Consider the following 25,944-nt stretch of genomic DNA (forward strand, 5'->3'; position numbering starts at 1 on the left):
GATCCATGCCGGACTGTCATCCGCTTCGTGATGTGGCGCTGTCATGAAACACCGGATGTTCGTATTGTTATTTTTCCTGCTCGGTCTCGGCGGGAGTCTGTTTTATTTCCAGACGAAAGAGGCTGCTCCTCAAGATGTGACACCGAAACGGATTGTCGAGACCGTCCGTCAACAGCAGCCGGAAGTGCGATTTTCGACGAAACAGGTCTACTGGATTGAACCGCTCGGCGACCGGCATTTAGTCGCATTCGTCAAAACACCGACGAGGCAGTATCTGATCCTGCTGAAACAAACGGATGCGTCCTATCAGCTCGTGAAGTTGCTCCGCCAAACGTCGCAGTCATCCGACTGGTTCGAAGGACGGTTACTGGAAGTCGATCAACATCGTTTCCTGGTCGTATACGGGGAAAACCCGTCGCAGAAACTGGATACGTTAATGTTTGATCCGTATAAAGTCACGTCCGTCGGGACACACGAGCGAACCGTACCGCTAACTGATATCAAACGGACGCTCGATGTCGGACAAAAGGATAGCTTCCATACGATTCAGGCCTTACCGAAAGCTTTTCCCCGTTCGCTCTTTTTTGATATTCATGCGGTCGACCGGCAAGGCGACGAACAGTTACGACGCTTGTCGAATACGCTCGATTGAAGACCTCTCAGTAGGAAGAAGATTTAGTTGTTCGGTATACTGAATATAGTTCAACAAGAGGGGGATTTAGTATGTGGATTGTAATGAATCAATTACGTGTGCAAAACGGGAAAGCCGATCAAGTCGCGGCACGTTTTCAAACGACTAAAGGCATCGAACAGATGGAAGGATTTATCCGGATGCAGGTCTTAGTCGATCTCAGTCAGGACGAGCATGATATCGTCACGATCATGACGACGTGGGAAAAACAAACGCATTTCCATGCCTGGCAGGAAAGCCAAGCCTATAAAGGCGTCCATAAGAAACGGGACGAGGGGACATCGGAAGTCAAACCGCTTGTCCTGTCAAACGCCGTGACAGAATATGCCGTCGTCGCCGATCATACACATGCCTAAACAAAACCGTCTTTTCCCGCGAGTGGGGAAGAGACGGTTTTTTCGCCTGGAATGGATAAACCGGAAAGCGGGTAAAAGGATTAAAACTGAACCTCGAGAGGTGACGGAAGATGACGACACGGAAAGGCATCGTTTCAGGTTTAACGGTCTTGTTCGGCATGATTTTCATCATCGGTTTTTTCCTGTCCGGCGGTTTTGTCTACCTGTACTTTTTTGCACTGCTGATTGCCTGTGCCTCTTTTTTACGAGAACAGTTGACCCGCGAGGAGTGGTTACACGAAGGGATCGCCTTCATCTTGTTTTGCTGTGTCATCTTCGCTGTCGAACATCTGGTATTTTAAGTCATTTGATGTGATACGTATCAAGAAACACGTCGCGTCCGGCAGCGGAAAGCTTAAAACCGACCTTCCGGTGGACATCTTCGAGATAAACATCGGTTTTTTTGATTCGCCGGTCGAGATAAATTTTGAACTGTTGCGCTTTCCCTTTATTCAGTAACGTCAAATACTGCCGCTCGGCCAATCGTCCTTTTGGCTCCGCCTCTTCACTGTCCTCGATCAGCCGGACCAACTGTTTTGACTCTTCGAGTGACGTCTCGATGTAGGCATCGGGTGAAAGCGGCTCCGCCATATCTAAATCGCCGTTCACAAATTTCATTTTTCCGAGCGACCGGTCATGAAAGAGGGCGAAGCGCGGTAAAGAATAGTCCGCATCGTACAGTTCGTCCGGCGGCACGTCAAGATTAGGCGGAAGTTGTTTTTCGTGCTTGACGCTCAGCTTGTAGCGGGTAGTCTTTCCGGTTTTTTCTTTGACCGTGACCGTACCGTAAGTACCGTCTGCATGCGGTGCCTCCTTGAACTGAATCGTACTTCGCTCCTTCGAAGAATGAATGGGCGCACGATATCGTGCTTGTCCCATCAGGTTCAACTGGACTTCGTACGGTTCTTGAATCTGAATATTTGATTCGAGGACGAGCGGGACGGGTCCGACAAACGGTGTCAGTTCCATGATGTTCGTGACGACCGTCTGCTTCGTTTGTTCATTTGTTGCCCGGACGACGAGATAGCCGGTCGTCGGGACCGTCAGCTGTCGCGCAGATTTCATCAGGGATCTGCCGGAGATGGGGACACTCTCTTCAAAGTTGGAAGATAACTTCTGAAACTCCACCTGATTTTCAGGCATGACGAGATGTTCCGATGAAAAGCGGTCCTGCTTTCGTGTCAACTTGTGATAACCCGGTTTTGACACATAATCATGGCAATACAAAAAACGATCCTGTTTTGTTTTCAGATAGACGGCCTGCTCGCCCATCGATTCCGGAAACTGGCTGACGAGATTCACGAAATATTGTTTGCCGATCGCATACTCTTTCGGTGCGGCAACCGGTTTCGTCGCGCACACCTGTTTAATGAGAACACCCAACTTCGGATCATCTTTCTTGAAGTCTGTCAGATTCAACGTATCGTACACTTCCGGTAAGTAGGTGTACTGGATCGGTTTTACATCCGGACTGCATCCGCTCAACAGGATGGTCGTCATTCCTAACAGCACTATTTTCCGCATCTTTAGTCCTCCAGTTCTGTCAGGAGATCAGTTGCGACTTCACCGGACAGTTTCGCTGTTTTTTTCGTTTTTGCATCTTTGACATAAATATCCGTTTTGTTGGCACGTGCTTTTAAGTAGACTTCAAACGATTGGCTTTTTCCATTTTGAATCAACGTCATATACCGGATATCTGCCCGCTTTCCTTGAAGTTTTTCTAGCGACACTTCCTTTAAATCATTTGAGATCCGCTTCGCCAGTTTGTCCGGTAACAGAGATAATTGCCGGAAGTTTCCGTCTTTGAGTGCAGCATCGTTCGGATGCAGAAATCCGTGGATTTCCTTGTTATCATTCCCAATCCCGTTAAAGCCGCGGGGACGAATGTCTTTGACTGTTGTCTCATAACGCAGAGAAATCGTCTTATTCAGCGGCTTTTCCGTGTCTTTTGATTGGAAGGTCACGTACGGAATCGTCTTGTTCACCGGTAAGACGTCAGGAAGCGGGTGATAGGTCAAATCAATGGATTGTTTGCCCATCCTGTTGATGATGTCTTCTTGATTAAAGTACTGGTCTGACTTGATCATCAGTGTATAGGTCATAGACGGCAGCCCATCCGTCGTCTTTTCAAATGACAGCTCAATTTCCGGATAGGAAAACGATGCCGGTAAGCCAAAAAGGGGTTTCTGTTTCCCGTCTTTTTCTTTTTCCAGGAACACGATCTGTCCTGTCACTGGAAACTCGATGGACAGACGTTGCACGTTTTTTGATACCCCTACAACCTCTTCCTTCCGTTTTGCTGCTTTGTTATATGTACGTACGGTTAAAGCCGGTTCTGTAATCGGTTTACGTTCTTGGCCTGAAGTTGGTTTCAGCCAAGGGTGGTTTTTCAATTGAATCGGATGTGCCGTCACCCGGTATGTTTTTGGCGAACGGCATGTTAAGTAATACGTATCTCCTGTTGCGATGTATTGTAATTCAATCGGCGGTGTATAGGTGCCGATTTGTTGTAAGTTAAAGTAAAGTCCGTATTCACCAAGCGTCCGGTATTGCTTCGGCAGGGGAGCCGTCTTTTTTGTATTTTCGCATGTTTGTAACAGGTAGGCTGACTGTTGTTTTGGTACCGGTTCAAATAAATCATCCGAGAAATTGATTGCTTCCCAGTAATTCGGATTACGTTCTAACTGTAATAAGGATTCTGTCCCGCATCCTGTCAGAAACAGGCTGCCAGTGAAACTGATTGCGAGTACGGATTTTTTAATAGTAATCACCCCTTCCTTCTTTTAACAATATTTTACCATGATAATACCCTTTTACTTCCAATGAAATTCAAAACTAAAAACCTTTTAATATTAAGATGTTAGTTTTCTGTTACAACCGGGTATCTTTTAATTGTGCACGGAAGCTAGACTAACTAAAAACAACGGGGGTTTTCACAGATGGGTACATTTATTCAAGCAGTCGATGGAACAAAGATTTATGTAGAAGATATCGGTTCAGGACAACCGGTCGTTATGTTACACGGATGGCCGGCCAACAATAACATGTTTGAATATCAGAAAAACCGCCTGCTCGAAGAAGGGTACCGCTATATCGGCGTCGATTACCGCGGCTACGGGAAATCGGATGCGCCTGCTACCGGATATGACTATACGACGATGGCGTCGGATATCAACGAAGTGATTCAGCAATTGGAATTAACGAATGTCACGTTGCTCGGTTTCTCGATGGGCGGCGGAATCGCGTTAAAATACCTCTTAAACCATGGGGAATCCAATGTCTCGAAATTGATCTTAGCAGGAGCAGCCGCACCGGTCTTCACGCAACGCGATGGTTATCCGTACGGCATGACGAAAGAGGAAGTCGATGCCTTGATTGAAGATACGAAACAGGACCGTCCATCGATGCTGAAAGGATTCGGGGAAATCTTTTTTGCGAAGGAGCATCCGGAACCGCTCCAGCAATGGTTCCATAACTTGAGTGTCGCGGCATCTTCCCACGGAACGATCCAATCGGCGATTGCCTTACGTGACGAAGATTTACGCGACGGTCTGCCGAAGATTTCGGTCGATACACTCATCATGCACGGTAAACAAGACAAAGTCTGTCCATTCGAATTTGCCGAAGTCATGCATGAAAACATCACGGGTTCACGCCTCGAAGTCTTTGAAGAGAGCGGACACGGGATGTTCCTCGACGAACGCGAGAAATTCACGGAAACACTTGTTTCATACGTCAAATCAAGCCAAGCGGTCTAACTGCAAAAGACACGTAACCCCATCTGCTTTTCCTTCGGGAGAAGCAGATGGGGTTTTTAAGCAGGCGCGTCTCACATCATAACTAGTGGAGCAGGAAACCGATTAGAATCACTGTTCTTCTAATTCTTGACTGACTTGCCGTGCCAACTCACCTGATAATCTGGTACTTTTTTTCGTCCGTTGATCTTGCAAGTAAAGATCTGTCTTGTTGGCACGTTTTTTCAGATACACCTGAAAGGTCTGGGTATTACCGTATTCAAGCAACGTCATGTACGAAAATGGTGATCGCGTTCCTTGTGGTTCTTCCAACGTCACAGCCTTTAACTCTTCGGCCACCGTCCGGGACAGCTTATCTGGCAGGATGACCATCTCACTTAGTTTCGCCTTTTCAAACGATTTCATTGTCGGATGGAAGTAGGCCGTGATTCCGCGCGTCGGCTCATCTTTGATTTGGTATTCCTTGACCGGACGGTAGACCGGCTGATAACGAATGGAAAGCGTCTTTTCTTCTACTACCCGTTCTTTTTTTATGAATTGAAAGGTCACGAAGGGAACGGTTTGATTGACCGGTAACGTTTTTGGCAAGGAATGTTGCTTCGTTTTGATCCGATTCGATTTGTATGCCGTCATGATTTGTCGATCTGCGAGGTCCCACCCGTCGCGTGAAAAGGTTAACGAGCGGGACGTCGATCCGTCAATATGACGGCGGCTCACCAGGTAAAACTCGCCTTGCTGATGAAGGGACGACATCGCAATGTTTCGAATGATGTGCTCTTTGCCCGATTCTGTCATGACGAACAACAGTTGTCCTGAAATCGGCAATTGAAACGCATGGAACGGTTTCAAATCCTTAGCAAATTCATTGTCTGCGCTCATTTCCTGATTGACGGATACATGCTGGTCCAATTGTTCTTCTTTCAGTGGAATAGAGACGGGTGCTTGAAGTGCAATCCGATCCGGACCCTCCGTCAAGTGGACCCACGGATGGTCCGACGCTTTAATCGGATGGACACGCAACTCCTGTGTCTTAGGCGAACGACAGGATAGGTACATCTGATTGCCGTGTGCCAAATAAACAATTTCGGTCGGAAACGGTGCTATTTCCAGATTATTTAACGTAAAAAATATACCGAATGACTGCAACGTCCGGTACGATTTCGGAAGTGACACCGTTTTATTCTGCATACAGGTCCGCAACAATTGTTTCTTTTGTTTAACGGGGACTTCCTGATCTGAGTATTCGTCGGAAGCAAATGAATGGGCAGACCAGTAGGAAGGTACCGGCTTGAGATCTAGCAATCGTTCTTGCCCACAGCCGGTTAACACGATGCTGGATAGCATAGCGAGAGTCAGTAATCTATTTTTGATGATAATTCCTCCTTAATTAATTATCCATCATATTACCATATTTTTAATAGAATCTTCTTTTTTTAAAAAATGTAATTTATAAATAAAACAGGCAGAAAGATGAACCATTCATCTTTCTGCCTGTTGATTCAGACCGTATATTTCTTGATAAATCGCTGGTCAATCGATTGTTTGAAATACCAGCTGAGCCGGTTGGTTCGGTAAAATCGTCCGTACAGCAGGGTGGCCTGGCGATGACCGAGCGCAAGAAGCGTCAAATAACACCGTTGGGGTCGAAACGCCCGTAACGGTTCTTCGTTCACGCATCGGATCAAATTCTGAAGCAACAGCGGAGCCTGTCGCACCGCCGTCACACCGTTTTTCGGTGTATCCGGATACGCGATCAGAGTCGCACAATCCCCAACGGCAAAGATGGACGGATCCTCGAACGACTGCAGCGTCTCGTGCACCAGTAAAAATCCGCGGTCATCACAATACAGACCGGATACCTGAAACAATTCATGCGCCGTTGCCCCTCCTAAAAACAAAACGGCATCCGTCTCGAGCAAGCGGCCGGATTGGAGCGTTGCTGTTTGACCATCCAGCGTTTCGAACCGGTCAATGATCCGGTTGACACCCAACTGATCGAGTCGCGCGGCCAGTTCCGGACCGGCCGGATGACCGCTGAGCAACGGTTCTTCATGAATCAGGGTGACCGGTGTACCGTTTGACTGAAATGACGCCGCCATCTCGACGGCCGCCGCACCACTGCCGACGATGACAGGGGAGACGGCACTCCTGAACGTCTTTAACGCTTGTTCTATACGATAGTTCGGTTTGATCGTAACGTGGTTCGGAGTGCTTGCTTCCCAGTCGTTTGATCCGATATTAAACGACACGATATCGTACGGCACGAACTGTCCGGACTGAACGATAACGTGTTTGTTGGCAGCATCGATTCGCACGACCCGGTCCTCCATCCACGTCTTACCGTATCGTTCACATAACGCTTTGACATCGATGCGTATCTCGTCGAGTGTATAGGTTCCGTCCGCCAGTCCGGAGAACATCCCGGAATAATACTGATAACGCGAGGGAGTGATGACAATCCAGTCGACATCCGAATGACTCCCTTGTTTGATACATTCTAAATGCGCATGACCTGCGCCGACTAACAGGATTCGTTTCACGACTCCACCCACTTTTTTGGATTCACTGTATCTATCCTGTTTATTCCCCCAAGTAGTGCCGCGTAATCGTCCGCTGTCAAACCACCAGGCGAAGTGACGTCGCGAGCGTGACGGTCATCAACAGAAAGGCAAGATCCCCTCGTGTTACGACCGGCTCGACATAATAGGTCCGATTGACCCGAAACTGACGGGCTTCCATCGCAATCGCAATCTGTTCCGAGCGGAGGATACTGGTCGTAAACAACGGCAGACTGATGTCAAAAAACGTTTGCCACGGCCAAAGTGACCGTTGTTGCCGGACACGACGCGCTTGACGGATCGTTCGAATCGACTGCCGAAAGATCGGAATGAAGCGGAGACCGGCTAAAAATCCATAGGCCAGGCGAACCGGCAGACGACATTGATGAATCAGACTCATGACGAACCGTGTCGCGTCCGTTGTTGCAACGAACGTTACACTCAACAGGACGAAGGCGAGCATCCGCGTCGCGACCAACCAGGCATGTGCAAGACTCTCTTCCGTGATCCGGAACCAGCCGAATGCCCACAATTCCGTTTCACCTTTTCCGAACGCGGCCATCATCCAAAACGTCAACAGAAACAACACACCATAAGGGACGAGACGAATGAGAAGCGTTGACAGCTGCCAGCCGGAGCAACATACGCCGACGGCGGAAAGGATGAGCAGTGCAAACGTCACTTCTAAACGGGATGTCGAAATCAGCAACAGCATGACATAGACCAGGGTCGCCAGTTTGACGGAAGGATTAATTTGAGCGAGCCATGAGTGGTTTTCCTGCATGACGGATCCCCTCCTTTTGTTGCTGATACTGATAGGACACCGGACGAATCAGCTGATTGTCGTGTAAAATCTTGGTTTCCTGAAACAATTCCTCCGGTGAACCGTCAAATTGAATGTTTCCCGAACCGAGGACGAGCACCCGGTCTGCCTGTTGGTACACCAGCTCCATATCATGCGTCACCATGATGAGCGTCGTCCCGGCTGCACGGGCTTGCCGCAAGACTTCAATCAGTTGTGCCGTCGTCTCGGCATCCTGTCCGAAAGTCGGCTCGTCCAGCAACAAGACAGCTTTTCGCTCAAGCAGCATTGTCGCGACGCTCAAACGCCGTTTTTGACCAAGACTGAGTGCGAGCGGCGACTGACCCGCGACGTCCGCCAAGCGATAGTACTGTAAGGCATCATCCATCTGACCGGACGACGGTGAGGTACAACTGATCGTCAGTTCGTCAAGAACCGTCTGTTTGAGAAACTGAAACTCAGGTTGCTGAAACACAAAGCCGACCTGCCGGTAAAATGTCCGGTCCCGCCATTTCTTCAACGCTGTCTGAAACAACTGAATCGTTCCGCCTTGCGCCGGTAACAGTTTGGCCAGCGTTTCGAGCAGGGTACTTTTGCCGGCTCCATTGCGTCCGACAAGCATGATCCATTCTCCGGCGTGGGCGGTCAGCGAGATCCGCTGGAGAACCGTCTGCTTTCCGTGCCGGACGGTCACGTCAACAAGTTCAAATGTCGGTTCGGTTGAAACGGGTTCGCGGACAGGGGGACGATCGAGTGCCCATTCTGCCGCGACCTCGGCCGGTATCGTTTCGAATGTATACGGGTAAAGGCGCGGTGTCGCAATCCCGAGTTCAGTCAAAACGGTCCGGCGTTCTGAAAAAATATCCCGCGGCGGTCCGTCAAGACGGATCCGTCCGGTTTGAAAGACCAGCACCCGGTCCGCAAACGTCACACACTGCTCCAGTTGGTGTTCAATCAGCACCAGCGTCACGTTCGGATCGTGGTGCAATTCCTCAATCAGCTCCATCATCAAACGTTGACCATGCGGATCAAGTTGCGCCGTCGGTTCGTCGAGCAACAGGATGTCCGGTTCGAGTGCCAATACACAGGCTAGAGCAAGCCGTTGTTTCATCCCGCCGGACAGCTCGGCAATCGGCGTCGTCAAGGCGAGGTCAAGTCCGACCCGTGCCAAGACACCTTTAATCCGCTCATCCATTTCAAATCGGGAGATGCTTCGGTTTTCCAGACTAAAGGCCATTTCGGCACCGACCGTCTGCATGCAAAACTGATCGTCCGGCTGTTGGAATAACATCCCGACCGTTCCCTCGGTCAACCAGTGACCGCTGACATCGGCTTCAATCGTCTCCGGCAACAGACCGGCGAGGACATGTAAAAAGGTCGTCTTTCCACTGCCGCTTGGACCGACGAGCAACGTCGTTTCTCCTTTATCAATCGTAACCGACAAATCCTGTAAGACCGGGTGATCCTGATCCGGATAGCGGACTGTCAGGTGCTCGCACTGCATCATACGGCACGTTGCTTTCGTTGTCGTCCGATCGCATACCCATTCAGTGTCCCTGCCTTAACGAGCGCATCGACGATGATTTTTGCGAGTAAGCCGCCGAGCAGAGCACCGCTGACAAGTTGTAAGGAAAACGTCAACAGGAGAGTCGTCGTCGTATAGTAGGCAAATCCGTTCACGATGAGGCTGTAGACCATACTTCCGACGGCAGCGAAGACACCGGACAACATCAAGGTAAACGTATTGAATTTCCGGTATCCGAACACGGCAAAGGCAATCTCGGCCCCGATCCCCTGTGCGAATCCAATCAACAGTGCCGATAAGCCGAAGTGACTCCCTGTAAACAATTCGACGGCAGCGGCGACGACTTCCGCAATCAATGCCGCGCCTGGTTTTTGAATGATGTAGGCGACAAGGGGACTGGCGATGACCCAGATGCCGAACATCCAGTTTGATCCGACCGGTCCGAAGATGGCCGAGATTGGTAACCATAACGTCGACCACCCTAAGTAGAGGACACCACACGCGACGGCGAGCATCATCATGACGATGATTTCTTTCATTTTCCAACTGTTCATAATCACTTCTCCTTTGAATGCACACCCACAAAGAAACCACAAAAAAGACCGCCCTCTATGAAAAGAGAGCGGTCGTGTAACCTGCAAGATGCAGAAAAAGAGCACGAGGATTCCGCTCCACTTTCCTACGCTAGTATGAACTAGATCAGGTTCAAAGGGTCCGAAGTGAATCGTCTCAGCCAAATGGCTCCCCTAGTGGATGTGTTAATGATGTGTACCTTCTTCACTGTACGGCTGTCGACCGGACTTGTCAATATGCATAAAAAAACCTCCCACGAGGGGAGGAGAGAAAAGATTACTCTTTATCTTCTTTGTTTTCTTCAGCTTGCTCTTCAGAAGTTTGTTCTGAATCGTCTGTCGCTGTATCCGCATCAGCTGCTTGTGCCTCAGCTTCTGCTTCTTCGATTTCTTCAAGTTCAGCTTCAAGTGTCGATTCAACGACCGCTGCGACTTGGATGTCACCTTCTGTGACGACACGGAAATCTTTTTCTTCCGGAAGATCAGCTACTGTGATTGAATCTCCGATTGCAAGATCCGTCACGTCGACTTCGATGCGTTCCGGTAATTTATCTGGTGTTGCGGCAACTGTTACTTTAAAGAGTGTTTGTGAAAGGAATCCGCCAAGTTTCGCACCGGCTGCTTCGCCGACGAGGACGATATCCGTTTCGACTTCTGTTTCTTCATCCATTTTAACAGCGATGAATTCAACGTGTTTGATGGTTGGTGTAAAGATATCCATATCGAGCTTGTTGATCAACGTGTTGACCTTTTTACCGCCGATTTGAAGAGCAACTAAGACGTTTTCGCCGTGATCACGGACAACCTTGACCAATTCTTTTTCGTCGAATGAAATCGGTGTGCTTTCCACTTTGTAGCCATACACGACACCAAGAGCTTTTCCTTCATGACGTAATTGCTTTCTAAGTGAGCGTGGGCGTACTTCGCGTTCTTCTACTTTTAATGTTACTGACATGTTCATTTCCCCCTTGAATTTGGTATAGCCCTCAAAAGGTAATGAATGTAGGAGTGGAACAATAGGTTCCAACAGAAATTCATGCGCTAAATGCTAGTTCAACTGGATTTCATTCAGAAATGAAAAACGAAGTGAGTAAGTAGCATTTCTCTCCCAGGTCATTACGCTGATATTGAGAAACAATAATTGAAAAGCGACCGTGTTGTACGGTGCTAATGTAGATATACCCCTGTCTTTCAAAAGTTAAAACCTTTTTTCTGAATTTGATTGTCGAAAGACCTTCAAACCTGTTGATAGACAACGGATTGAAGGTCTTTCATTTTTTTAAGATTTTCTTTGATTTGTATGGTTAATCACCTGATGAATCGATAAAAGAGGGGGAATCAAGCAGACGGACGAGTTCACGAATCGTTAAAATATCCGGTTTCTGATCCGATAAGACGGCATCAATCATCGTCGCTTTTCGATCTTGTAATTCCGCCATCTTTTCCTCGATCGTCCCGATCATCAATAACTTGATCACTTCGACCGGTGACTGTTGTCCCAATCGATGGGCCCGGTCAGCCGCTTGCTGCTCGACGGCCGGATTCCACCAGCTGTCGTATAAAATGACGGTATCTGCCGTCGCCAGATTCAGACCGGTCCCGCCGGCTTTCAAGGAAATCAGGAAGACATCGACTTCACCGGCATTAAAACGGTCACACAGTGCGACCCGGTTTTCAACCGGTGTCTCACCGGTTAGTAGAAGGTGGGCAAGTTGTCGTGCTGCCAGTCGTTCCCGGATGTGTCCGAGCATCTTCGTATACTGGGAAAAAATCAACAGCCGGTGTCCCGTTGCCAGTTTTTCTTCGATTAACGTCAACAATCGTTCCAGTTTCGTCGATTCACCGGTATATCCATCAATAAACAACGCCGGATCACAGCAAATCTGCCGTAAGCGGGTCAAACCGGCGAGCAGCTTAATCCGGTCTTCACGCTTCGTTTCGTCGAGATGCTGTAACGTTTCCAGTTGCAGTTTCGCCAAGTAGGAAGCATAAAGTTTTTTCTGCGTCGGACCGAGGTCTGTATAATGGTGAACAATCCGCTTCTTCGGTAAATCCTGCAACACCTCGCCTTTGGTCCGGCGCATCAGAAACGGTCGGATGAATCGTTTGATCTCGTCATGCGACCATGTTTGAAACGTCTGTAAGTCCGGCAGCAAGGAGGGGAAGATGACCCGGAAAATCGACCAGAGATCATCGGTCCGGTTTTCAAGCGGTGTTCCGGTCAAGGCAAACCGATGTTTCGCCCGAATACGGCGCAAGCGGACAGCGGTTTGTGACGCTGGATTCTTCAGATGTTGTGCCTCATCGAAAATTACGACGTCGTATTCGACGGTCTGGTGTGCCTCCATGTCGGCCCGTAACGACGGGTAGGAAATCAGAAAAATTCCGTCCGCTGGTACTGTCTCGATTTGATCCAACCGTTGTTTCCGTGCTCCGTTCAACAGATGAACGGTTCTTGACGGCGCAAACCGTGTAAGTTCCGCCTGCCAGTTATGGAGCAGGGAAGCCGGGGCGACAATCAACATTCGACCCGAAGGAAGCGTCTCGAGATAACCAATCGCCTGAATCGTCTTACCGAGTCCCATCTCGTCCGCTAAAATGCCGTGCCCGTCATGTCCGGCAAGATTCGCCATGAACTGGATGCCTGCCCGCTGGTACGGATACAAATGCCGATCGAGTACTTCCGGGAAGTTCAGGTAGACACCGGTTCCGTTTTTCAGCTCGAGCCACCGTTCCGTCAATTGTTTATGGATATGCAAGAAGGAGGCACCGACCAGGTGTTTAAGGTTCGGCAGAGCCGGCGCGCGCAAAACCGCTTCAAGTTGGTCCTGCTCTGCTGCTTCAAGTTGCCGAAAAACGCGTTGTAACTGTTCAAATGCCCGGGTCTCAAACGAGACAAACTGACCGTTCTTTAACCGGTGATACGTTTTCCGGGTGACAAGCGACTGCAAGACCTGTTTCAGTTCCATTTCCGGGATTCCATCCATAGAAAAGCGGAACGTCAACCAATCCAAGCGGTCCGTCGTCTCGACATCGATCCGTGGATGAAACGGTCCGTTCGGTAAGGATTGGCGGATACTCTCCGTCACTTGGACGATGAGTTTGCCGTAAACGACACGGGGGTCGAGCAAACCTTTCAAAAACTGATATTCCGCTTCCTCTTCTTCTAACCGATAGCGACCGTCCCGCTCCAAGAAACCACTCTCTGTCACGTAGCGGAGGACGGATCCTTCAAGCGATACATCGCGCCCGAGCCAATCCGTCTCCTGTAACGGATTGATCCGAACCCCCTGATAGCTAAACGTCACGAGCAGTTCAAGCCCACCTTGCTCGCGGTCGAGCGCCAGTTCGACTAACGGCGGACCGCTGACGAGCCGTTGTTTGAGCGAGGGACTGAGCCAGACGTCGGCCAAATTCCGTAAACGGTCACGCGTATGCAAAAGGCGGTCAAAATAAGCGGAACTGATCGTAAAACGTTGTTGGGCTGTGATACTTTCCATCACAATCGCCGAACCGTTGACATCAAACCTGATTTTTGCCCGTTCCGTTTTGCTTAATGTTTGCAAATAAGCCGTCACTGCTGCGTCTTCTGTCTGGCGCGTCGTCGCAAACGGACGGATCAACGATTGGTTTCCGGCAGGTGTGCCGTAGACTTGCACATGATGCATCGCTAACAACACGGCGACGATATGCCCGCAAAACGATTGATCCATTGCCAGCGACGGACAGTTGCAACCGGCATCCACGCCGTGTTCCTTGACGCGGACGGTGACAGTGAAGACAGATTCACCGTGAACAGCGGCTTCGACGAGCAAATCACCGGATTGGTAGTTCCGTAATGTAACTTTTTTGGCAGCAACGTAACGTTTCCCGCGACGAAAGGCATAGGTATCCGACATTTGTTTGATTTTCCGTTCACTTAAGCCATAATTCATCCAAGTTCTCCTTTCAGTGACACTCAGGTGACATAATACAATTATCGTTCACCATCAAATAATTCGATCGCCCGTTTTTTCTCCTGATCACCGATATGGGCGTAGACCTGTGTCGTTGCGACCGATTCGTGGCCAAGTAATTGTTGAATCGTCAAGACATCGATCCCGCCTGTCGCCAGGCGCGTCGCAAACGTGTGCCGTAATTTATGGGGTGTGATCTGTTTTCGCTCCAAAAACGGCAACACGGGGCGCAACCGGTCAACGTGCCGTTTTAAAATATGTTGAACAGCCCGGGGACTGAGCGCTTTGCCTTGCTTTTGGAAAATCGGATCCGGCCCCCGCATCGTTAGACTATAGTGTGCGGCGTATTTCCGTAAGGCGACCCGGACCGGCTTCGCAAGCGGAATGACCCGTTCCTTGTTGCCTTTCCCGATGACCCGAATCGTTCCTTCGTGAAAATCAATGGCACTCCAGGTCAATTGCGTCATTTCACTGAGCCGCATGCCACTGTAACCGAGCACCTGGAACAACGTGATATCCCGGACGCGATCCCGTTCATAATGTGCCGCTTCCCGGGCATTCATCTCGATATTCGACGGCAACAGTTGGATTAACTCATCCCATTCCCGTTTCGTTAAGTAAACCGGATCCCGTTTTGCCTGTTTCGGACGATTGATTTTTGCGACCGGGTTTTCCGACAGGACCCCGATATCGATCAAATGCCGGAACAAGGACTGCAGTGCTGACAGCTTCCGGTTGATGACACTTGGGGCATTTTGCTTTGTTAAGGCTAAGTATTCCGCATAAGCGGCAATCCCGGATCCGTCAATTTCAAGAAACGCTTCCTGCGTGATATCACGTGCTCGAATCGCTTCACCCGACGCTTCCGCGACAAACTGAAAAAATGAATCAAAATCATACACATACCGCCGCATCGTCGCCTTCGAGAAATTTTTCGACGCCAAATGGTCGATGTAAAACCGGATGAAATCCGGCATCCGGACATATCCCGGAAGATCGATCGTATGGGCGGGAAGGGGGGCCGTTTTCACGGTTTTTCCCAGGTTTTTAAACAAACTCATCATTCTATCCCCTCTCTGTCACTACTATACCAAACGTTGGTAGTTGGTACACTAGTTTGCGTGAAATAGTTATTTCACGCAACGTTAAATTGTCAGACAGGGAGCGCTCAGTTGCATCGAAATCACCAAAGACAGGTAACGGTTCGACTCGATGCAAATTAGATTTTCATCACTTTGTAAGCAAATTAATACAATAATTATATTATGTAAACAATTAAACAGACTATTTTTCACAAAAAATCATTTCGCTCTCAGTTGCATCGAAATCCAGTCCGACGGGTAGTTGGTCATCTCGTTTTCGTACAGACCGTTTTTGATTCTCACACTTCGAACACGTTCCTCCCTCCAGTTGAAAGGCTTAATCCAAATTGAATCGGGTATATAGACTAAGACTATCTTGTATTTAACATAAGGGGGAAATAACATGATTTCAGATCAACAAGCACGTCAGTTGTTAAAAGAAGCAAAACGGATCGCCGTTGTCGGGGTATCAAGCGATTCCGGAAAAACGGCGAACTGGATTGCCGATTATCTCGTCCAACACGGGTACGAAGTCATTCCGGTCAATCCAACCTTAAATGAATGGAATGGTCAGAAAGTGTATCCGAGTGTCGCCAGCATCCCGGGCCATATCGATATCGTCGATGTTTTCCGTCGCTCGGAGTTTTTGGCGGACGCTGCGAAGGATGCCGTCGCTCACGGTGACGTCGGCATGATTTGGAATCAGCTCGGATTATCGAGTGTCGAAGCGGAAAGTTTAGCCCTTGGGGCCGGGATTCCGTACATCGAAAACCGTTGCATTAAAATTGAACACCAGTACTTGTGATCGTGATTCAGCAAGACATCTACTCCTTGACAGTAGGTGTCTTTTTTTCTTGTTTTCTAGATTATCCTTGTCAGATAGCAAGAAGATGCCTACAATTAGATACAGACTACTAGAAAAACGAACGAACGTTTGGAATATTCGACGTTTTTCTATTTGAGGTGAAAAACATGGCGACAGATTTAAACAATTATAATGATGATGCCATACAGGTATTAGAAGGACTCGAAGCAGTCCGGAAACGCCCGGGTATGTATATCGGTTCGACCGATCATCGCGGACTCCACCATTTGGTGTATGAGATCGTCGATAACGCAATTGATGAGGCACTGGCCGGATTCGGGGAACAGATCGATGTCATCATCCATAAAGATAATGCAATTACGGTCCGTGACCATGGACGCGGTATGCCGACCGGGATGCATGCTTCCGGCAAACCGACGGCAGAAGTCATCTTCACGGTGCTTCATGCCGGTGGAAAATTTGGTCAAGGCGGTTATAAAACATCGGGCGGACTGCACGGTGTCGGGGCATCTGTTGTCAACGCCCTGTCGACGCAGTTAAAAGTCACGATTTATCGCGACGGGAAACAGTTTGAGCAAACGTTCGAAGACGGGGGAATTCCGAAAACGACGTTGCTTGAGACAGGCACGACGCGCCAAAAAGGAACAAGCGTCTATTTCAAGCCGGACGGAAAAATCTTCAGCACGTTGACATACAATTACGATACGTTAGCGGAACGCCTACGTGAATCGGCCTTCCTGCTGAAAGGTCTGAAAATCACACTGACCGACGAACGGTCGGAAAAAGCGGACACGTTCCAATATGAAGACGGAGTCAGCGAATTTGTCGGCTATTTGAACGACGACAAAGATACGTTACATCCGACAGTCGCCTTTGAAGGTACGGAAAATGACATCGAGGTCGATATCGCTTTCCAGTTCACGGATGCCTATTCGGAAAACGTCCTGTCGTTCGTCAACAACGTCCGGACACGCGACGGTGGAACCCACGAGGTCGGCGCTAAAACGGCGATGACACGGGTGATGAACGAGTATGCTCGTAAAAACACGCTGCTCAAAGAAAAAGACAAGAATTTAGACGGGAATGATATCCGTGAAGGGCTGACGATGATCGTGTCGATCCGGATTCCGGAAGAATTCCTGCAATTCGAAGGACAGACGAAATCAAAACTCGGTTCTCCGGAAGCCCGGACAAGCTGTGACGCCGTCATCACGCGCCGTTTATCGACGTATCTTGAGGAAAACCCGCAAACGGCGACCCTCCTGATCAAAAAAGCGATCCGCGCCGCTCAGGCCCGGGAAGCAGCGCGTAAAGCCCGCGAAGAAGCCCGCAATGGCAAGAAAAAGAAACGTTCGAGCATCCTGAACGGGAAACTGACACCTGCCGCGTCGAAAAACGCGGAGAAAAATGAATTGTTCCTCGTCGAAGGAGATTCAGCCGGCGGTTCAGCCAAACAAGGCCGTAACCGGACGTTCCAGGCGATTTTACCGTTACGCGGGAAAGTCCTGAACACGGAAAAAGCCAAACTTGCGGATATCATGAAAAACGAAGAAATCAATATGATTATCCACGCGATCGGCAGCGGCGTCGGGGCAGACTTCGATTTATCGGACTGTAACTTCGACAAAGTCATCATCATGACCGATGCCGATACCGATGGCGCGCATATTCAAGTCTTGCTGTTGACCTTCTTCTTCCGCTACATGCGCCCGTTGATTGATGCCGGGAAAGTCTTCGTCGCCTTGCCACCGCTCTACCGCGTCTCGAAAGGGAAGGGCAAGTCTGAGAAGTTTGAATACGTCTGGGATGAAGAAACCCTGGCGAAAACAACGAAAAAGTTCGGTAAAGGCTATATGATCCAGCGTTATAAAGGACTGGGGGAGATGAACGCTCCGCAATTATGGGAAACGACGATGGATCCCGAGACCCGGACATTGATCCGCGTCACGATCGATGATGCCGCTGTCGCCGAGAAACGAGTTTCCGTGCTGATGGGCGACAATGTCGGACACCGCCGGAGCTGGATTGAAGACAATGTAGCGTTCGGACTGACGGAAGACCTCTCGATCATTGAAAATGAACACGTGACGAAAGAGAGTGTGAACTGATATGTCTAACCTGCAAAACATTTTGAACCTGTCCCTTGAGCAAGTCGTCGGGGACCGGTTCGGTCGTTATTCGAAATATATCATCCAGGACCGGGCTTTACCGGACGCACGTGATGGATTAAAACCGGTTCAACGCCGTATCTTGTACGCGATGCATACGGAAGGTAACCTGTTCGACCGCGCTTACCGGAAATCCGCGAAAACGGTCGGCGTCGTCATCGGTAACTATCACCCACACGGCGATTCGTCGGTCTATGAAGCGATGGTCCGCCTGAGTCAGGAGTGGAAACTGCGTTATCCGTTAATTGACATGCAAGGGAATAACGGTTCGATTGACGGCGACAGTGCGGCAGCAATGCGGTATACAGAAGCCCGTTTGTCGAAAGTTTCGAGCCTGATTCTCGACGGCATCAACAAACAGACGGTTGACTATACATTGAATTTTGATGATACGACCGAAGAACCGCTCGTTCTGCCGTCATTGTTGCCAAACTTATTAATGAACGGATCGACTGGAATTTCAGCAGGTTATGCGACGGAAATCCCGCCGCACCATGCCGGTGAAGTCCTTGATGCCGCAATCGGCCGAATTTCCGGAACGGTTCATACCGTCGATGATTTATTGACCCACATGCAAGGCCCTGATTTCCCGACCGGCGGAGTCGTCCAAGGGCTTGACGGGATCAAAAAAGCGTTCGAAACCGGACGCGGCAAAGTCATCATCCGCTCGCGGGCAACGATTGAGACGTTACGCGGCGGACGCCAACAGATTCTGATTACGGAACTCCCGTATGAAGTCAATAAGGCAAACCTCGTCAAACGGATGGAAGAACTCCGTCTCGACCGCAAAGTCGAAGGGGTAGCGGAAGTCCGCGACGAGACGGACCGCGACGGTCTTCGTGTCGTCATCGAGCTGAAAAAAGAAGCGGACGCAGAAGGGGTGCTTCACTTCTACTTGAAGCAGACCGATCTGCAAGTTGCCTATAACTACAACATGGTCGCGATTCACGAGCGGACACCGCGTCAGATGGGCGTTCTTGCCCTGCTTGATGCTTACCTCAGCCACGTCAAGGATGTTGTCATCCGTCGGACGTCGTTTGATCTCGAGCAGGCGAAACGCCGCCAGGAGGTCGTTTCAGCCTTGATGACGGCGATTTCGGTCCTCGATGAAACACTCGCGTTGATTCGGTCTGCATCTAACAAATCGGAAGCGAAAGACAAGCTGGTTGAACGGTTCAGTTTCACGGACCGCCAGGCAGAAGCGGTCGTCATGCTTCAGTTGTACCGGTTAACGAACACCGATATCGTCGAATTACAGGACGAAGCGGCAAAACTCGAAAAAGAAATCACCCGTCTTGAGAAGATTCTAAACGACGAAAAAACGAGGAACCGATTGATCATCAAGGAATTGACGGTCTTAAAAGAGCAGGTTGCGGATAACCGGCGTTCGACGGTTGAAGCGGAAGTCGAAGAATTGAAACTGAAGACGGAAGTCATGATCGCGGTCGAGGAAACAATGGTTTTCGTCTCGAAAAACGGCTATATCAAGCGCTCTTCGATGCGTTCTTTCGGAGCGACCAACGATTTGCCGGAGATGAAAGAGCAGGATCGCCTGCTGTATCAAGGACAAGCGATGACGACGGATCATGTCATCGTCTGGACCGTTCAGGGGAATTATCTCTTGATTCCGGTCCATCAGTTGCCGGATACGAAATGGAAAGACGGCGGACAACACGTCGCCAATCTCGTGCCGCTTGATCCCGGCGACCGGATTTTATCGGTCGACCTCGTCCGGACGTTTGACGAGAACTCACACTGTCTGTTCGTGACCCGCCAAGGGATGGTCAAACGCTCGAAATTGAGCGACTACAATGCTCAGCGGAAATCAAAACCATTGCAGGGTGTCCGTTTACGAGCGGATGACGAAGTCCTGTATGCCAAGGTTTCTACCGGACAAGAGCAATTGTTCTTAACGACCCAGCATGGATTCGGTCTCTGGTTCACGGAAGATGATGTCCCGGTCGTCGGTGTCCGGGCAGCGGGTGTGAAAGCGATCAATCTTCGTGATCAGGATGTCGTGGCCGGTGCGATCGGCTTCAAACAAGCACCGAATATCGTCCTGTTGACACAACGTGGTGCCTTGAAGAAGATGCGCCTTGCGGATCAGTTCCAGGTCTCGAACCGCGCCTTGCGCGGTACACAACTGTTACGTGATTTAAAATCAAAACCGCATCAGGTCGCGGCATTGATCGACGTCACACAAGCAAAAGAGCTGACTTTGATCGGAAAAGAGCAGGAAAAGACAATTCAAGTCCAATCGTTGTCCTTCCTCGACCGGTTATCGAACGGTTCGTTTGCCTATGATGAAGAAAAATTCGGTCCGCTTCTCGATTGGTATACTGTTTGATGGTCAGATGCCCCTCATTTTGATAGAGGGGTGTCTTTTTTTATGAAATATGGCGTAAAGTCGCTGTTTCCCGTTCGTTTCTAGCTTTCTGACGCCTGTTTTGACCGCTTTATCAGACTTTTCTTCGAATTATCGGCAAATCGCCCGTTTACAAATTGAAACGACCGCCAATAACCGCTACAATAAAAGAAAATGGTCAGGCAAGATTACCACGAAGTATGTGGAGCGGGCAGTTCGGAGCTTTAGCTTATAGGATTCGTTTCATCAAGCAGCTACGGACATGTTCCTCGGCTGCTTTTGTGCCATCTGCCAACTGGAGAGGTGATGACGATGAAATTCAGAAGACGCGAAAAAGTAGCAATCTATATCACACGGGAGCAACCAGAGGGATGGGAACTACTTGTTTTTCATCCGCAATCTGCTCCAGACAGTGATTGGCAAATTCCTGCCGGCACAATCGAAGATGCCGAAATCGCCAAGGAAGCGGCAGTTCGGGAAACACTCGAGGAAAGCGGTTTATCGCTCGCGACCGTCCAGTACGTAGGTGAAGAAGAAATGCGTTATCCGGAACGCATGCGGGTGCATTACACGTATTTCTATCATGCTCATATCGAATGTCAGGAAAACAGATGGACGCATTGTGTTGCTGGTGACGGTCAAGATTGCGGTGATTTTTTCCATTTCGCCTGGTTACCGCTTGAACGAATCACGCAACTCGAACGCCGGCATCATATTTTCTTGGATCGTTTAATGAGCCGCTTGGAACGGACACATCATTACGATTGTCGGAAACACGGTTAATCCCGTGTTTTTTTGTTTTGTCTCACTATATTGAGTTTACCTTAATTATGAGACAATAATTATCAACTATTGATAATATATGTTATGTTAACTTAAAGAAAAAATAAAAAAAGATTTGAATCAGTCTTTGTTTTTTTACGCTTCCCTGTTACTCTAAATACAGTAACAAGTCTATTGTTACCCTTTAACCGGTAACAAATGATAAGTAACCGCATATTCGGTAACAAGGAGGATCTGTATGCAAGCTGTTGCAGTTTCATTTGATATTCAAAATTCCCGTGCGTATTCCAGTAAAGAACAACTGTTAACCGATCTGCATCAGTTGGCCGATCAGCTGAACCAAGCATTTCCGGCAGCACTCGTACCGTTTCAAATCAAGTCCGGTGACAGTCTGCTTGGCGTATTCAACGAATATGCCGTCAGTTATCCGCTCATGTTAATGCTGTTGAATCAACCGTTAAACGGCTATATCGGAATCGGATTCGGTCAATATGAGACGTTATCGACGACTCATGCCGATGAAGCCAACGGAAGTGCCATCATTTTCGCTTTTGAGGCCCAGGAAGCGGCAAAACAGACCGCAAACCGGATTTCCTTTGCCGGACCGCCTTATTTGCCGACCGCCCTGCTGAACGGTTATATCGAGATGCTGTATCCCGCTTATTTCGGTAAAACGGACCGGCAAATCGAATTGCACCGGCTGATGGATCAGCATCCGGACGCTACTTACGAAGAAATCGGTTTGAAGATGGGCTTTCACGAAAAAGATGCCCGGATGAATGTTGCGAAACTTGTCGCCCGTTCCCAACGTAAACAACGTAAACGTCTCGAACAGACATTGATCGATGCCTTAAAACAGTTACAGGTCTGGGAGGCGATCGGATGACTTTGCTGTTAAGCCTGCTTCTCATCCACCTGCTGGCGGACTTCCCGTTCCAGAGTCAACGGATGGCGAAGTTGAAACAACGCACGTTTCGGGTATTACTCGAACATATAACGATACATAGCATCGGCACAGCCGCCGTCCTCGGATTTTTTTACCAGATGAATGACGTGACTGGTCAGACGGCCTGGATGATCGGCGGCGGGATCATCGTCACACATGCCTTGCTGGACGGTTCGCCCTTAAAACGACTGTTGCCTCCGGCACTTGCCTTTTGGATCGATCAATTGCTCCATATCGGGATTCTGACCGGTATCGTCCTCTTTTTCACCCCTGTCGCTTGGCCGGCATCGTTTACGTTACCAAATCAGATCCTATGGATCAGCGTTTGGGGCTTGATTGCAACGGAGTTAATCGGACGCGGGATTGCCCCGCTGCTTGCCCCCTTTGCGCCCCGCTTGATTGAATCGCATTTTGAGCGGAAGGTCACACGAAAAGAGCAACTGGACGGTCTGAAACGGTCCGTCACGCATGAAGTCGAGGATTCCGCACGCAGTTATACGACGGAAATCAACGGCGTCGGCCGTTACATCGGACTCGTCGAACGGGCCATCATCGTCTCTTTGGTGGCAGTCAATGCAACGGGCGCCATTGGATTCATCATTGCCTTAAAGGCATTGGCCCGTTTTAAACAGTTTGACGACCGCCGTTTTGCGGAATATTATATCATCGGCAGTTTACTGAGCATTCTCGGTGCCTTGCTGTGCGGCATGGCGATCCGCCTTGCCCTGTAACGACAGCAAGACGATAGAGAGATGGAAAGAGAGGTGGACGGTTTCTTGATGCAAGCGACCGTCACAAACATATGAAACAGATTGGATTAGTCAGACACCACCGGGTAACGGAGGGTTACCCGACCAAAGGCTGGATCAGCGCAGCCGATATCGAGGCCTGGATCGAACGTTATGACGTCTCGACCATCGATGTCCAGCCGGTTGAACTCGGAAACATCGACTGGACGATTTGTTACGCCAGCAGTATGCCGCGTGCCGTTCAGACGGCGAAAAGTGTATATGGAAACGACATTATCATAACGGACCTGTTACGGGAAGTCCCGTTCCCGACCATTCGCTCGCGGATCCGCCTCCCGTTTCTCGCTTGGGCGTTGATCGGACGACTTGTCGCCCCCTTCAGCAAGCGGATTCAAGCGGAAATCAAGGATGCCAACGAGCGGATTACGGTTCTCTTAAACCAGTTGACGTTTGAACAACAAGAACATGACCGGGTCCTGCTCGTCGGACACGGCGGGATGATGATTCTGATGCGGTCTGCATTAAAAAAACGGGGGTATGTCGGTCCCCGCTTCGGTCATCCGCGTAACGGCATATTGTATCTGTTTGAGAAACGGGAGGGATAGACATGAAATGGGGTTCCGTTCTGTTTCTTGCCTTGTGTCTGATTGTCGTCTTTTATATGACACGCGACGACGAACCGTCACCTGGTGATCGTCCGGAATCAGGTTCCGTCATTCACGTCTACGGCTTTGATGTCGGTCAGGGTGACAGTACATTGATTCAGACGAAAAACGAAACGATTTTGATTGATGGTGGGAACAACGGGAAAGGGGACGATGTCGTCCGCTATCTGAAAAACCTGGGCATCACAAGCTTAACGGCCATCATCGCGACACATCCGGACGCAGATCATATCGGCGGGCTCGATACGATTCTCGATGCCCTACCTGTTGATCAAGTCTACGCACCACGCGTCAACCACACGACGGAAACATATCGGGACTTTTTACTCGCCGTCAAACGGCAAGGAATCACCATTAAAACGGCTAAGGCCGGTGTCTCGATTCCGAGTGACGAAGTAAAACTGAACTTACTCGCCCCGCTCCGCGACGGCACACGTGATTTAAATAGCTGGAGTACAGTTCTGCAACTCGTTTATGGCAATAATACCTTTCTCTTCATGGGAGACGCTCCGATTCGGACGGAACAGGATTTGCTCGAATCTGGAATGGATTTAAAAGCTGATGTATTAAAAGTCGGGCATCATGGTGCGGATACCTCGTCCTCGATTCCCTTTTTACAAGCAGTCCACCCTTCCCGCGCCTTGATTTCAGCCGGTGAAGGCAATGCTTACGGTCATCCGCGTCCGACCGTCATGAATGCGCTCGCGGCGGAAAGCATCCAGGTCGACCGGACGGACCGGATGGGAACCGTTCAGTACACGTCAGACGGGGAGACGATTCAAGTCAAAAGCCGGACCGACTTACGCCCTGAGTAAAGGAGAGGATTCACGATGAAAATGACCGTCACGGAATTTGAAGGGGATCAGGCGATTTGTGAGACGGAGAGCCGTGAAACGGTTCAAGTCCCCCGTTCTCGTCTGCCCCGTGCCGCAACGATCGGCGACTGGCTCGAATGGCACGGTCGTTCGATCCGGATTCTCCGGGACGAAACGAATAACCGCCGCCAGGAAATTGACGGCTTAATGGATGAACTGTTTGAAGACTAAATGCCGCTCCTTGACCTGTCCCGGGTCAAGGATTTTTTTGTTTCTCTCCTAGTAAAACCACTAAATCTGGAAAACAGACTTAAATCACTGGCAGTTTTATCTGAATTTTCGTAAACTTTAAGAATACGAAATAAAAAGGGGGATTTATCCATGTTCCAACAATTACGAACGAACTTAAAGCAAGCAGTCCTCGGACAAGAACATGTCATAGATCATCTGCTGATCGGCCTGTTGTCGGAAGGTCACATTTTGCTTGAGGACCGGCCGGGTACCGGTAAGACGACACTGGCCAAATCACTGGCCAATACACTGGATGCCAAGTTTTCCCGCGTCCAATGTACCGCGGATACGTTACCGACCGATCTGCTTGGGATGGAATTGTTTAATCCATTGACCGGTTCATTCGAACAACGGATTGGTCCGCTGTTCGCCAATATCGTCCTTGTCGACGAAATTAACCGGACGACGCCGCGGACACAGTCCGCCCTGCTCGAAGCGATGGGTGAAGCACAGGTCACGATCGGAGATACCTCTTATACGTTACCGCAACACTTTTTAGTCATCGCGACCCAAAACCCGTTTGACGGTCAGGGAACGTTTCCCCTCCCCCATGCACAACTCGACCGCTTTTTGTTTAAGCTATCGTTTGCTCCGCTTGATCGCCGGGTCGAAAAAGCCTTGTTGCAGGGAGCTCACTTACAACCGAATACATTCCAATTGCCGCTTGAGCAACTGAATACCTGGAAACAGGAAGTCCAGGCGATCACGATTGAAGATGCCGTCGAAGATTACCTGCTCGACGTCTGTGATGCCTTACGGGCGCACCGTGACGTGGAAATCGGTCCGAGTCCCCGTGCTACCTTGGCACTCCTGCAAGCCGCACGAGCACGGGCCTGGATGCACGACCGGACGTACATTACCCCGGAAGACATTAAGCAACTCGCAACGCCGCTGCTTGCCCACCGGCTTGTCCTGACACTTGAAGCGACATTGAAGATGACGAACGGTCGCTTAGTCCAGCAGATTTTGGAGTCATTGACTGTTCCGACCGAGGTGTAAC

Annotated in this window: 24 protein-coding genes and 1 riboswitch; of the genes, 14 read left to right on the forward strand and 10 right to left on the reverse strand. The window is 49.6% G+C overall.

Annotated features, from left to right (window positions below):
• The first annotated feature begins 43 nt into the window (after positions 1-43).
• The 3 genes from HNY42_RS09695 (at position 44) to HNY42_RS09705 (ending at position 1,388) form a co-directional block, all read left to right on the forward strand.
• Positions 44-652, forward strand: coding sequence for a hypothetical protein (locus tag HNY42_RS09695; protein WP_131503751.1), 609 nt, complete (start codon positions 44-46; stop codon positions 650-652).
• A 71-nt stretch (positions 653-723) separates the two neighbouring features.
• A complete protein-coding gene (locus HNY42_RS09700; RefSeq protein ID WP_131503750.1) occupies positions 724-1,047 on the forward strand; it encodes an antibiotic biosynthesis monooxygenase in 324 nt (107 codons plus the stop codon).
• 110 nt (positions 1,048-1,157) lie between these two features.
• Positions 1,158-1,388, forward strand: coding sequence for a hypothetical protein (locus tag HNY42_RS09705; RefSeq protein ID WP_131503749.1), 231 nt, complete (start codon positions 1,158-1,160; stop codon positions 1,386-1,388).
• A gap of 1 nt (position 1,389) precedes the next feature.
• On the opposite strand, the gene HNY42_RS09710 is transcribed toward HNY42_RS09705, so the two are convergent.
• Positions 1,390-2,610: a hypothetical protein gene (locus HNY42_RS09710; RefSeq protein ID WP_188004394.1), complete on the reverse strand. Its 1,221-nt coding sequence runs from the start codon at positions 2,608-2,610 to the stop codon at positions 1,390-1,392.
• Between the two features lie 2 nt (positions 2,611-2,612).
• Positions 2,613-3,857: a hypothetical protein gene (locus HNY42_RS09715; protein ID WP_255508303.1), complete on the reverse strand. Its 1,245-nt coding sequence runs from the start codon at positions 3,855-3,857 to the stop codon at positions 2,613-2,615.
• A gap of 168 nt (positions 3,858-4,025) precedes the next feature.
• Between HNY42_RS09715 and HNY42_RS09720 the strand changes: the two genes are divergently transcribed.
• On the forward strand, positions 4,026-4,844 hold the full coding sequence (locus HNY42_RS09720) for an alpha/beta fold hydrolase (RefSeq protein ID WP_131503747.1): 819 nt from the start codon (positions 4,026-4,028) through the stop codon (positions 4,842-4,844).
• A 108-nt stretch (positions 4,845-4,952) separates the two neighbouring features.
• Here HNY42_RS09720 and HNY42_RS09725 read toward each other — a convergent pair whose 3' ends face one another.
• The 8 genes from HNY42_RS09725 to HNY42_RS09760 form a co-directional block, all read right to left on the reverse strand.
• Complete coding sequence (locus tag HNY42_RS09725; protein WP_188004395.1) at positions 4,953-6,143, reverse strand: hypothetical protein; 1,191 nt, start codon at positions 6,141-6,143, stop codon at positions 4,953-4,955.
• Positions 6,144-6,340: 197 nt separating this feature from the next.
• On the reverse strand, positions 6,341-7,381 hold the full coding sequence (locus HNY42_RS09730) for an FAD-dependent oxidoreductase (RefSeq protein ID WP_188004396.1): 1,041 nt from the start codon (positions 7,379-7,381) through the stop codon (positions 6,341-6,343).
• Positions 7,382-7,457: 76 nt separating this feature from the next.
• Complete coding sequence (locus tag HNY42_RS09735) at positions 7,458-8,183, reverse strand: energy-coupling factor transporter transmembrane component T family protein (protein ID WP_188004397.1); 726 nt, start codon at positions 8,181-8,183, stop codon at positions 7,458-7,460.
• Positions 8,149-9,708: an ABC transporter ATP-binding protein gene (locus HNY42_RS09740; protein WP_255508305.1), complete on the reverse strand. Its 1,560-nt coding sequence runs from the start codon at positions 9,706-9,708 to the stop codon at positions 8,149-8,151. Before HNY42_RS09740 ends, HNY42_RS09735 begins: the two co-directional genes overlap by 35 nt.
• Positions 9,705-10,280, reverse strand: coding sequence for an ECF transporter S component (locus HNY42_RS09745; RefSeq protein WP_188004398.1), 576 nt, complete (start codon positions 10,278-10,280; stop codon positions 9,705-9,707). Before HNY42_RS09745 ends, HNY42_RS09740 begins: the two co-directional genes overlap by 4 nt.
• Before the next feature lie 105 nt (positions 10,281-10,385).
• A riboswitch (TPP riboswitch) is annotated at positions 10,386-10,484 on the reverse strand.
• A gap of 91 nt (positions 10,485-10,575) precedes the next feature.
• Positions 10,576-11,253 carry a 50S ribosomal protein L25/general stress protein Ctc gene (locus HNY42_RS09750; RefSeq protein ID WP_026828270.1) on the reverse strand — a complete coding sequence of 226 codons (678 nt, stop codon included), beginning with the start codon at positions 11,251-11,253 and terminating at the stop codon, positions 10,576-10,578.
• Positions 11,254-11,602: 349 nt separating this feature from the next.
• A complete protein-coding gene (locus HNY42_RS09755) occupies positions 11,603-14,233 on the reverse strand; it encodes a DEAD/DEAH box helicase (protein ID WP_188004399.1) in 2,631 nt (876 codons plus the stop codon).
• Between the two features lie 41 nt (positions 14,234-14,274).
• Positions 14,275-15,315 carry a tyrosine-type recombinase/integrase gene (locus HNY42_RS09760; RefSeq protein ID WP_255508306.1) on the reverse strand — a complete coding sequence of 347 codons (1,041 nt, stop codon included), beginning with the start codon at positions 15,313-15,315 and terminating at the stop codon, positions 14,275-14,277.
• A 424-nt stretch (positions 15,316-15,739) separates the two neighbouring features.
• On the opposite strand from HNY42_RS09760, the gene HNY42_RS09765 reads away from it, so the two are divergent.
• From HNY42_RS09765 to HNY42_RS09810, 10 genes are all read left to right on the forward strand, one after another.
• Complete coding sequence (locus HNY42_RS09765; protein ID WP_131972640.1) at positions 15,740-16,141, forward strand: CoA-binding protein; 402 nt, start codon at positions 15,740-15,742, stop codon at positions 16,139-16,141.
• 167 nt (positions 16,142-16,308) lie between these two features.
• Complete coding sequence (gene parE / locus HNY42_RS09770; RefSeq protein WP_131503739.1) at positions 16,309-18,270, forward strand: DNA topoisomerase IV subunit B; 1,962 nt, start codon at positions 16,309-16,311, stop codon at positions 18,268-18,270.
• 1 nt (position 18,271) lies between these two features.
• Positions 18,272-20,677 (forward strand): DNA topoisomerase IV subunit A, encoded by a 2,406-nt coding sequence (gene parC, locus HNY42_RS09775; RefSeq protein ID WP_188004401.1) that lies wholly within the window; start codon positions 18,272-18,274, stop codon positions 20,675-20,677.
• Between the two features lie 330 nt (positions 20,678-21,007).
• Entirely contained in the window at positions 21,008-21,478 is a 471-nt protein-coding gene (locus tag HNY42_RS09780; RefSeq protein WP_233494529.1) for an NUDIX domain-containing protein, read from the forward strand.
• A gap of 238 nt (positions 21,479-21,716) precedes the next feature.
• Entirely contained in the window at positions 21,717-22,364 is a 648-nt protein-coding gene (locus tag HNY42_RS09785; protein WP_188004402.1) for a hypothetical protein, read from the forward strand.
• A complete protein-coding gene (locus HNY42_RS09790) occupies positions 22,361-23,155 on the forward strand; it encodes a DUF3307 domain-containing protein (protein WP_188004403.1) in 795 nt (264 codons plus the stop codon). Before HNY42_RS09785 ends, HNY42_RS09790 begins: the two co-directional genes overlap by 4 nt.
• A 71-nt stretch (positions 23,156-23,226) precedes the next feature.
• Positions 23,227-23,778, forward strand: coding sequence for a histidine phosphatase family protein (locus HNY42_RS09795; protein ID WP_188004404.1), 552 nt, complete (start codon positions 23,227-23,229; stop codon positions 23,776-23,778).
• Positions 23,779-23,780: 2 nt separating this feature from the next.
• Positions 23,781-24,653, forward strand: a complete 873-nt coding sequence (locus HNY42_RS09800; RefSeq protein WP_188004405.1) for a ComEC/Rec2 family competence protein — start codon at positions 23,781-23,783, stop codon at positions 24,651-24,653.
• Between the two features lie 15 nt (positions 24,654-24,668).
• Positions 24,669-24,884 carry a DUF3006 domain-containing protein gene (locus tag HNY42_RS09805; protein WP_188004406.1) on the forward strand — a complete coding sequence of 72 codons (216 nt, stop codon included), beginning with the start codon at positions 24,669-24,671 and terminating at the stop codon, positions 24,882-24,884.
• Between the two features lie 150 nt (positions 24,885-25,034).
• Positions 25,035-25,943 (forward strand): AAA family ATPase, encoded by a 909-nt coding sequence (locus tag HNY42_RS09810; protein ID WP_188004407.1) that lies wholly within the window; start codon positions 25,035-25,037, stop codon positions 25,941-25,943.
• Position 25,944: the final 1 nt, after the last annotated feature.

The sequence above is a fragment of the Exiguobacterium sp. Helios genome, from assembly GCF_014524545.1.
In the GTDB taxonomy this organism is placed as follows: Bacteria; Bacillota; Bacilli; order Exiguobacteriales; family Exiguobacteriaceae; genus Exiguobacterium_A.

Excerpts from the sequence above, each read along its gene's own strand:
- HNY42_RS09695 (WP_131503751.1), top strand. The coding sequence starts at position 44 with ATGAAACACCGGATGTTCGTATTGTTATTTTTCCTGCTCGGTCTCGGC.
- HNY42_RS09700 (WP_131503750.1), top strand. The coding sequence starts at position 724 with ATGTGGATTGTAATGAATCAATTACGTGTGCAAAACGGGAAAGCCGAT.
- HNY42_RS09705 (WP_131503749.1), top strand. The coding sequence starts at position 1,158 with ATGACGACACGGAAAGGCATCGTTTCAGGTTTAACGGTCTTGTTCGGC.
- HNY42_RS09710 (WP_188004394.1), bottom strand. The coding sequence starts at position 2,610 with ATGCGGAAAATAGTGCTGTTAGGAATGACGACCATCCTGTTGAGCGGA.
- HNY42_RS09720 (WP_131503747.1), top strand. The coding sequence starts at position 4,026 with ATGGGTACATTTATTCAAGCAGTCGATGGAACAAAGATTTATGTAGAA.
- HNY42_RS09735 (WP_188004397.1), bottom strand. The coding sequence starts at position 8,183 with ATGCAGGAAAACCACTCATGGCTCGCTCAAATTAATCCTTCCGTCAAA.
- HNY42_RS09740 (WP_255508305.1), bottom strand. The coding sequence starts at position 9,708 with ATGATGCAGTGCGAGCACCTGACAGTCCGCTATCCGGATCAGGATCAC.
- HNY42_RS09745 (WP_188004398.1), bottom strand. The coding sequence starts at position 10,280 with ATGAACAGTTGGAAAATGAAAGAAATCATCGTCATGATGATGCTCGCC.
- HNY42_RS09750 (WP_026828270.1), bottom strand. The coding sequence starts at position 11,253 with ATGTCAGTAACATTAAAAGTAGAAGAACGCGAAGTACGCCCACGCTCA.
- HNY42_RS09755 (WP_188004399.1), bottom strand. The coding sequence starts at position 14,233 with ATGAATTATGGCTTAAGTGAACGGAAAATCAAACAAATGTCGGATACC.
- HNY42_RS09760 (WP_255508306.1), bottom strand. The coding sequence starts at position 15,315 with ATGAGTTTGTTTAAAAACCTGGGAAAAACCGTGAAAACGGCCCCCCTT.
- HNY42_RS09765 (WP_131972640.1), top strand. The coding sequence starts at position 15,740 with ATGATTTCAGATCAACAAGCACGTCAGTTGTTAAAAGAAGCAAAACGG.
- parE (WP_131503739.1), top strand. The coding sequence starts at position 16,309 with ATGGCGACAGATTTAAACAATTATAATGATGATGCCATACAGGTATTA.
- parC (WP_188004401.1), top strand. The coding sequence starts at position 18,272 with ATGTCTAACCTGCAAAACATTTTGAACCTGTCCCTTGAGCAAGTCGTC.
- HNY42_RS09780 (WP_233494529.1), top strand. The coding sequence starts at position 21,008 with ATGAAATTCAGAAGACGCGAAAAAGTAGCAATCTATATCACACGGGAG.
- HNY42_RS09785 (WP_188004402.1), top strand. The coding sequence starts at position 21,717 with ATGCAAGCTGTTGCAGTTTCATTTGATATTCAAAATTCCCGTGCGTAT.
- HNY42_RS09790 (WP_188004403.1), top strand. The coding sequence starts at position 22,361 with ATGACTTTGCTGTTAAGCCTGCTTCTCATCCACCTGCTGGCGGACTTC.
- HNY42_RS09795 (WP_188004404.1), top strand. The coding sequence starts at position 23,227 with ATGAAACAGATTGGATTAGTCAGACACCACCGGGTAACGGAGGGTTAC.
- HNY42_RS09800 (WP_188004405.1), top strand. The coding sequence starts at position 23,781 with ATGAAATGGGGTTCCGTTCTGTTTCTTGCCTTGTGTCTGATTGTCGTC.
- HNY42_RS09805 (WP_188004406.1), top strand. The coding sequence starts at position 24,669 with ATGAAAATGACCGTCACGGAATTTGAAGGGGATCAGGCGATTTGTGAG.
- HNY42_RS09810 (WP_188004407.1), top strand. The coding sequence starts at position 25,035 with ATGTTCCAACAATTACGAACGAACTTAAAGCAAGCAGTCCTCGGACAA.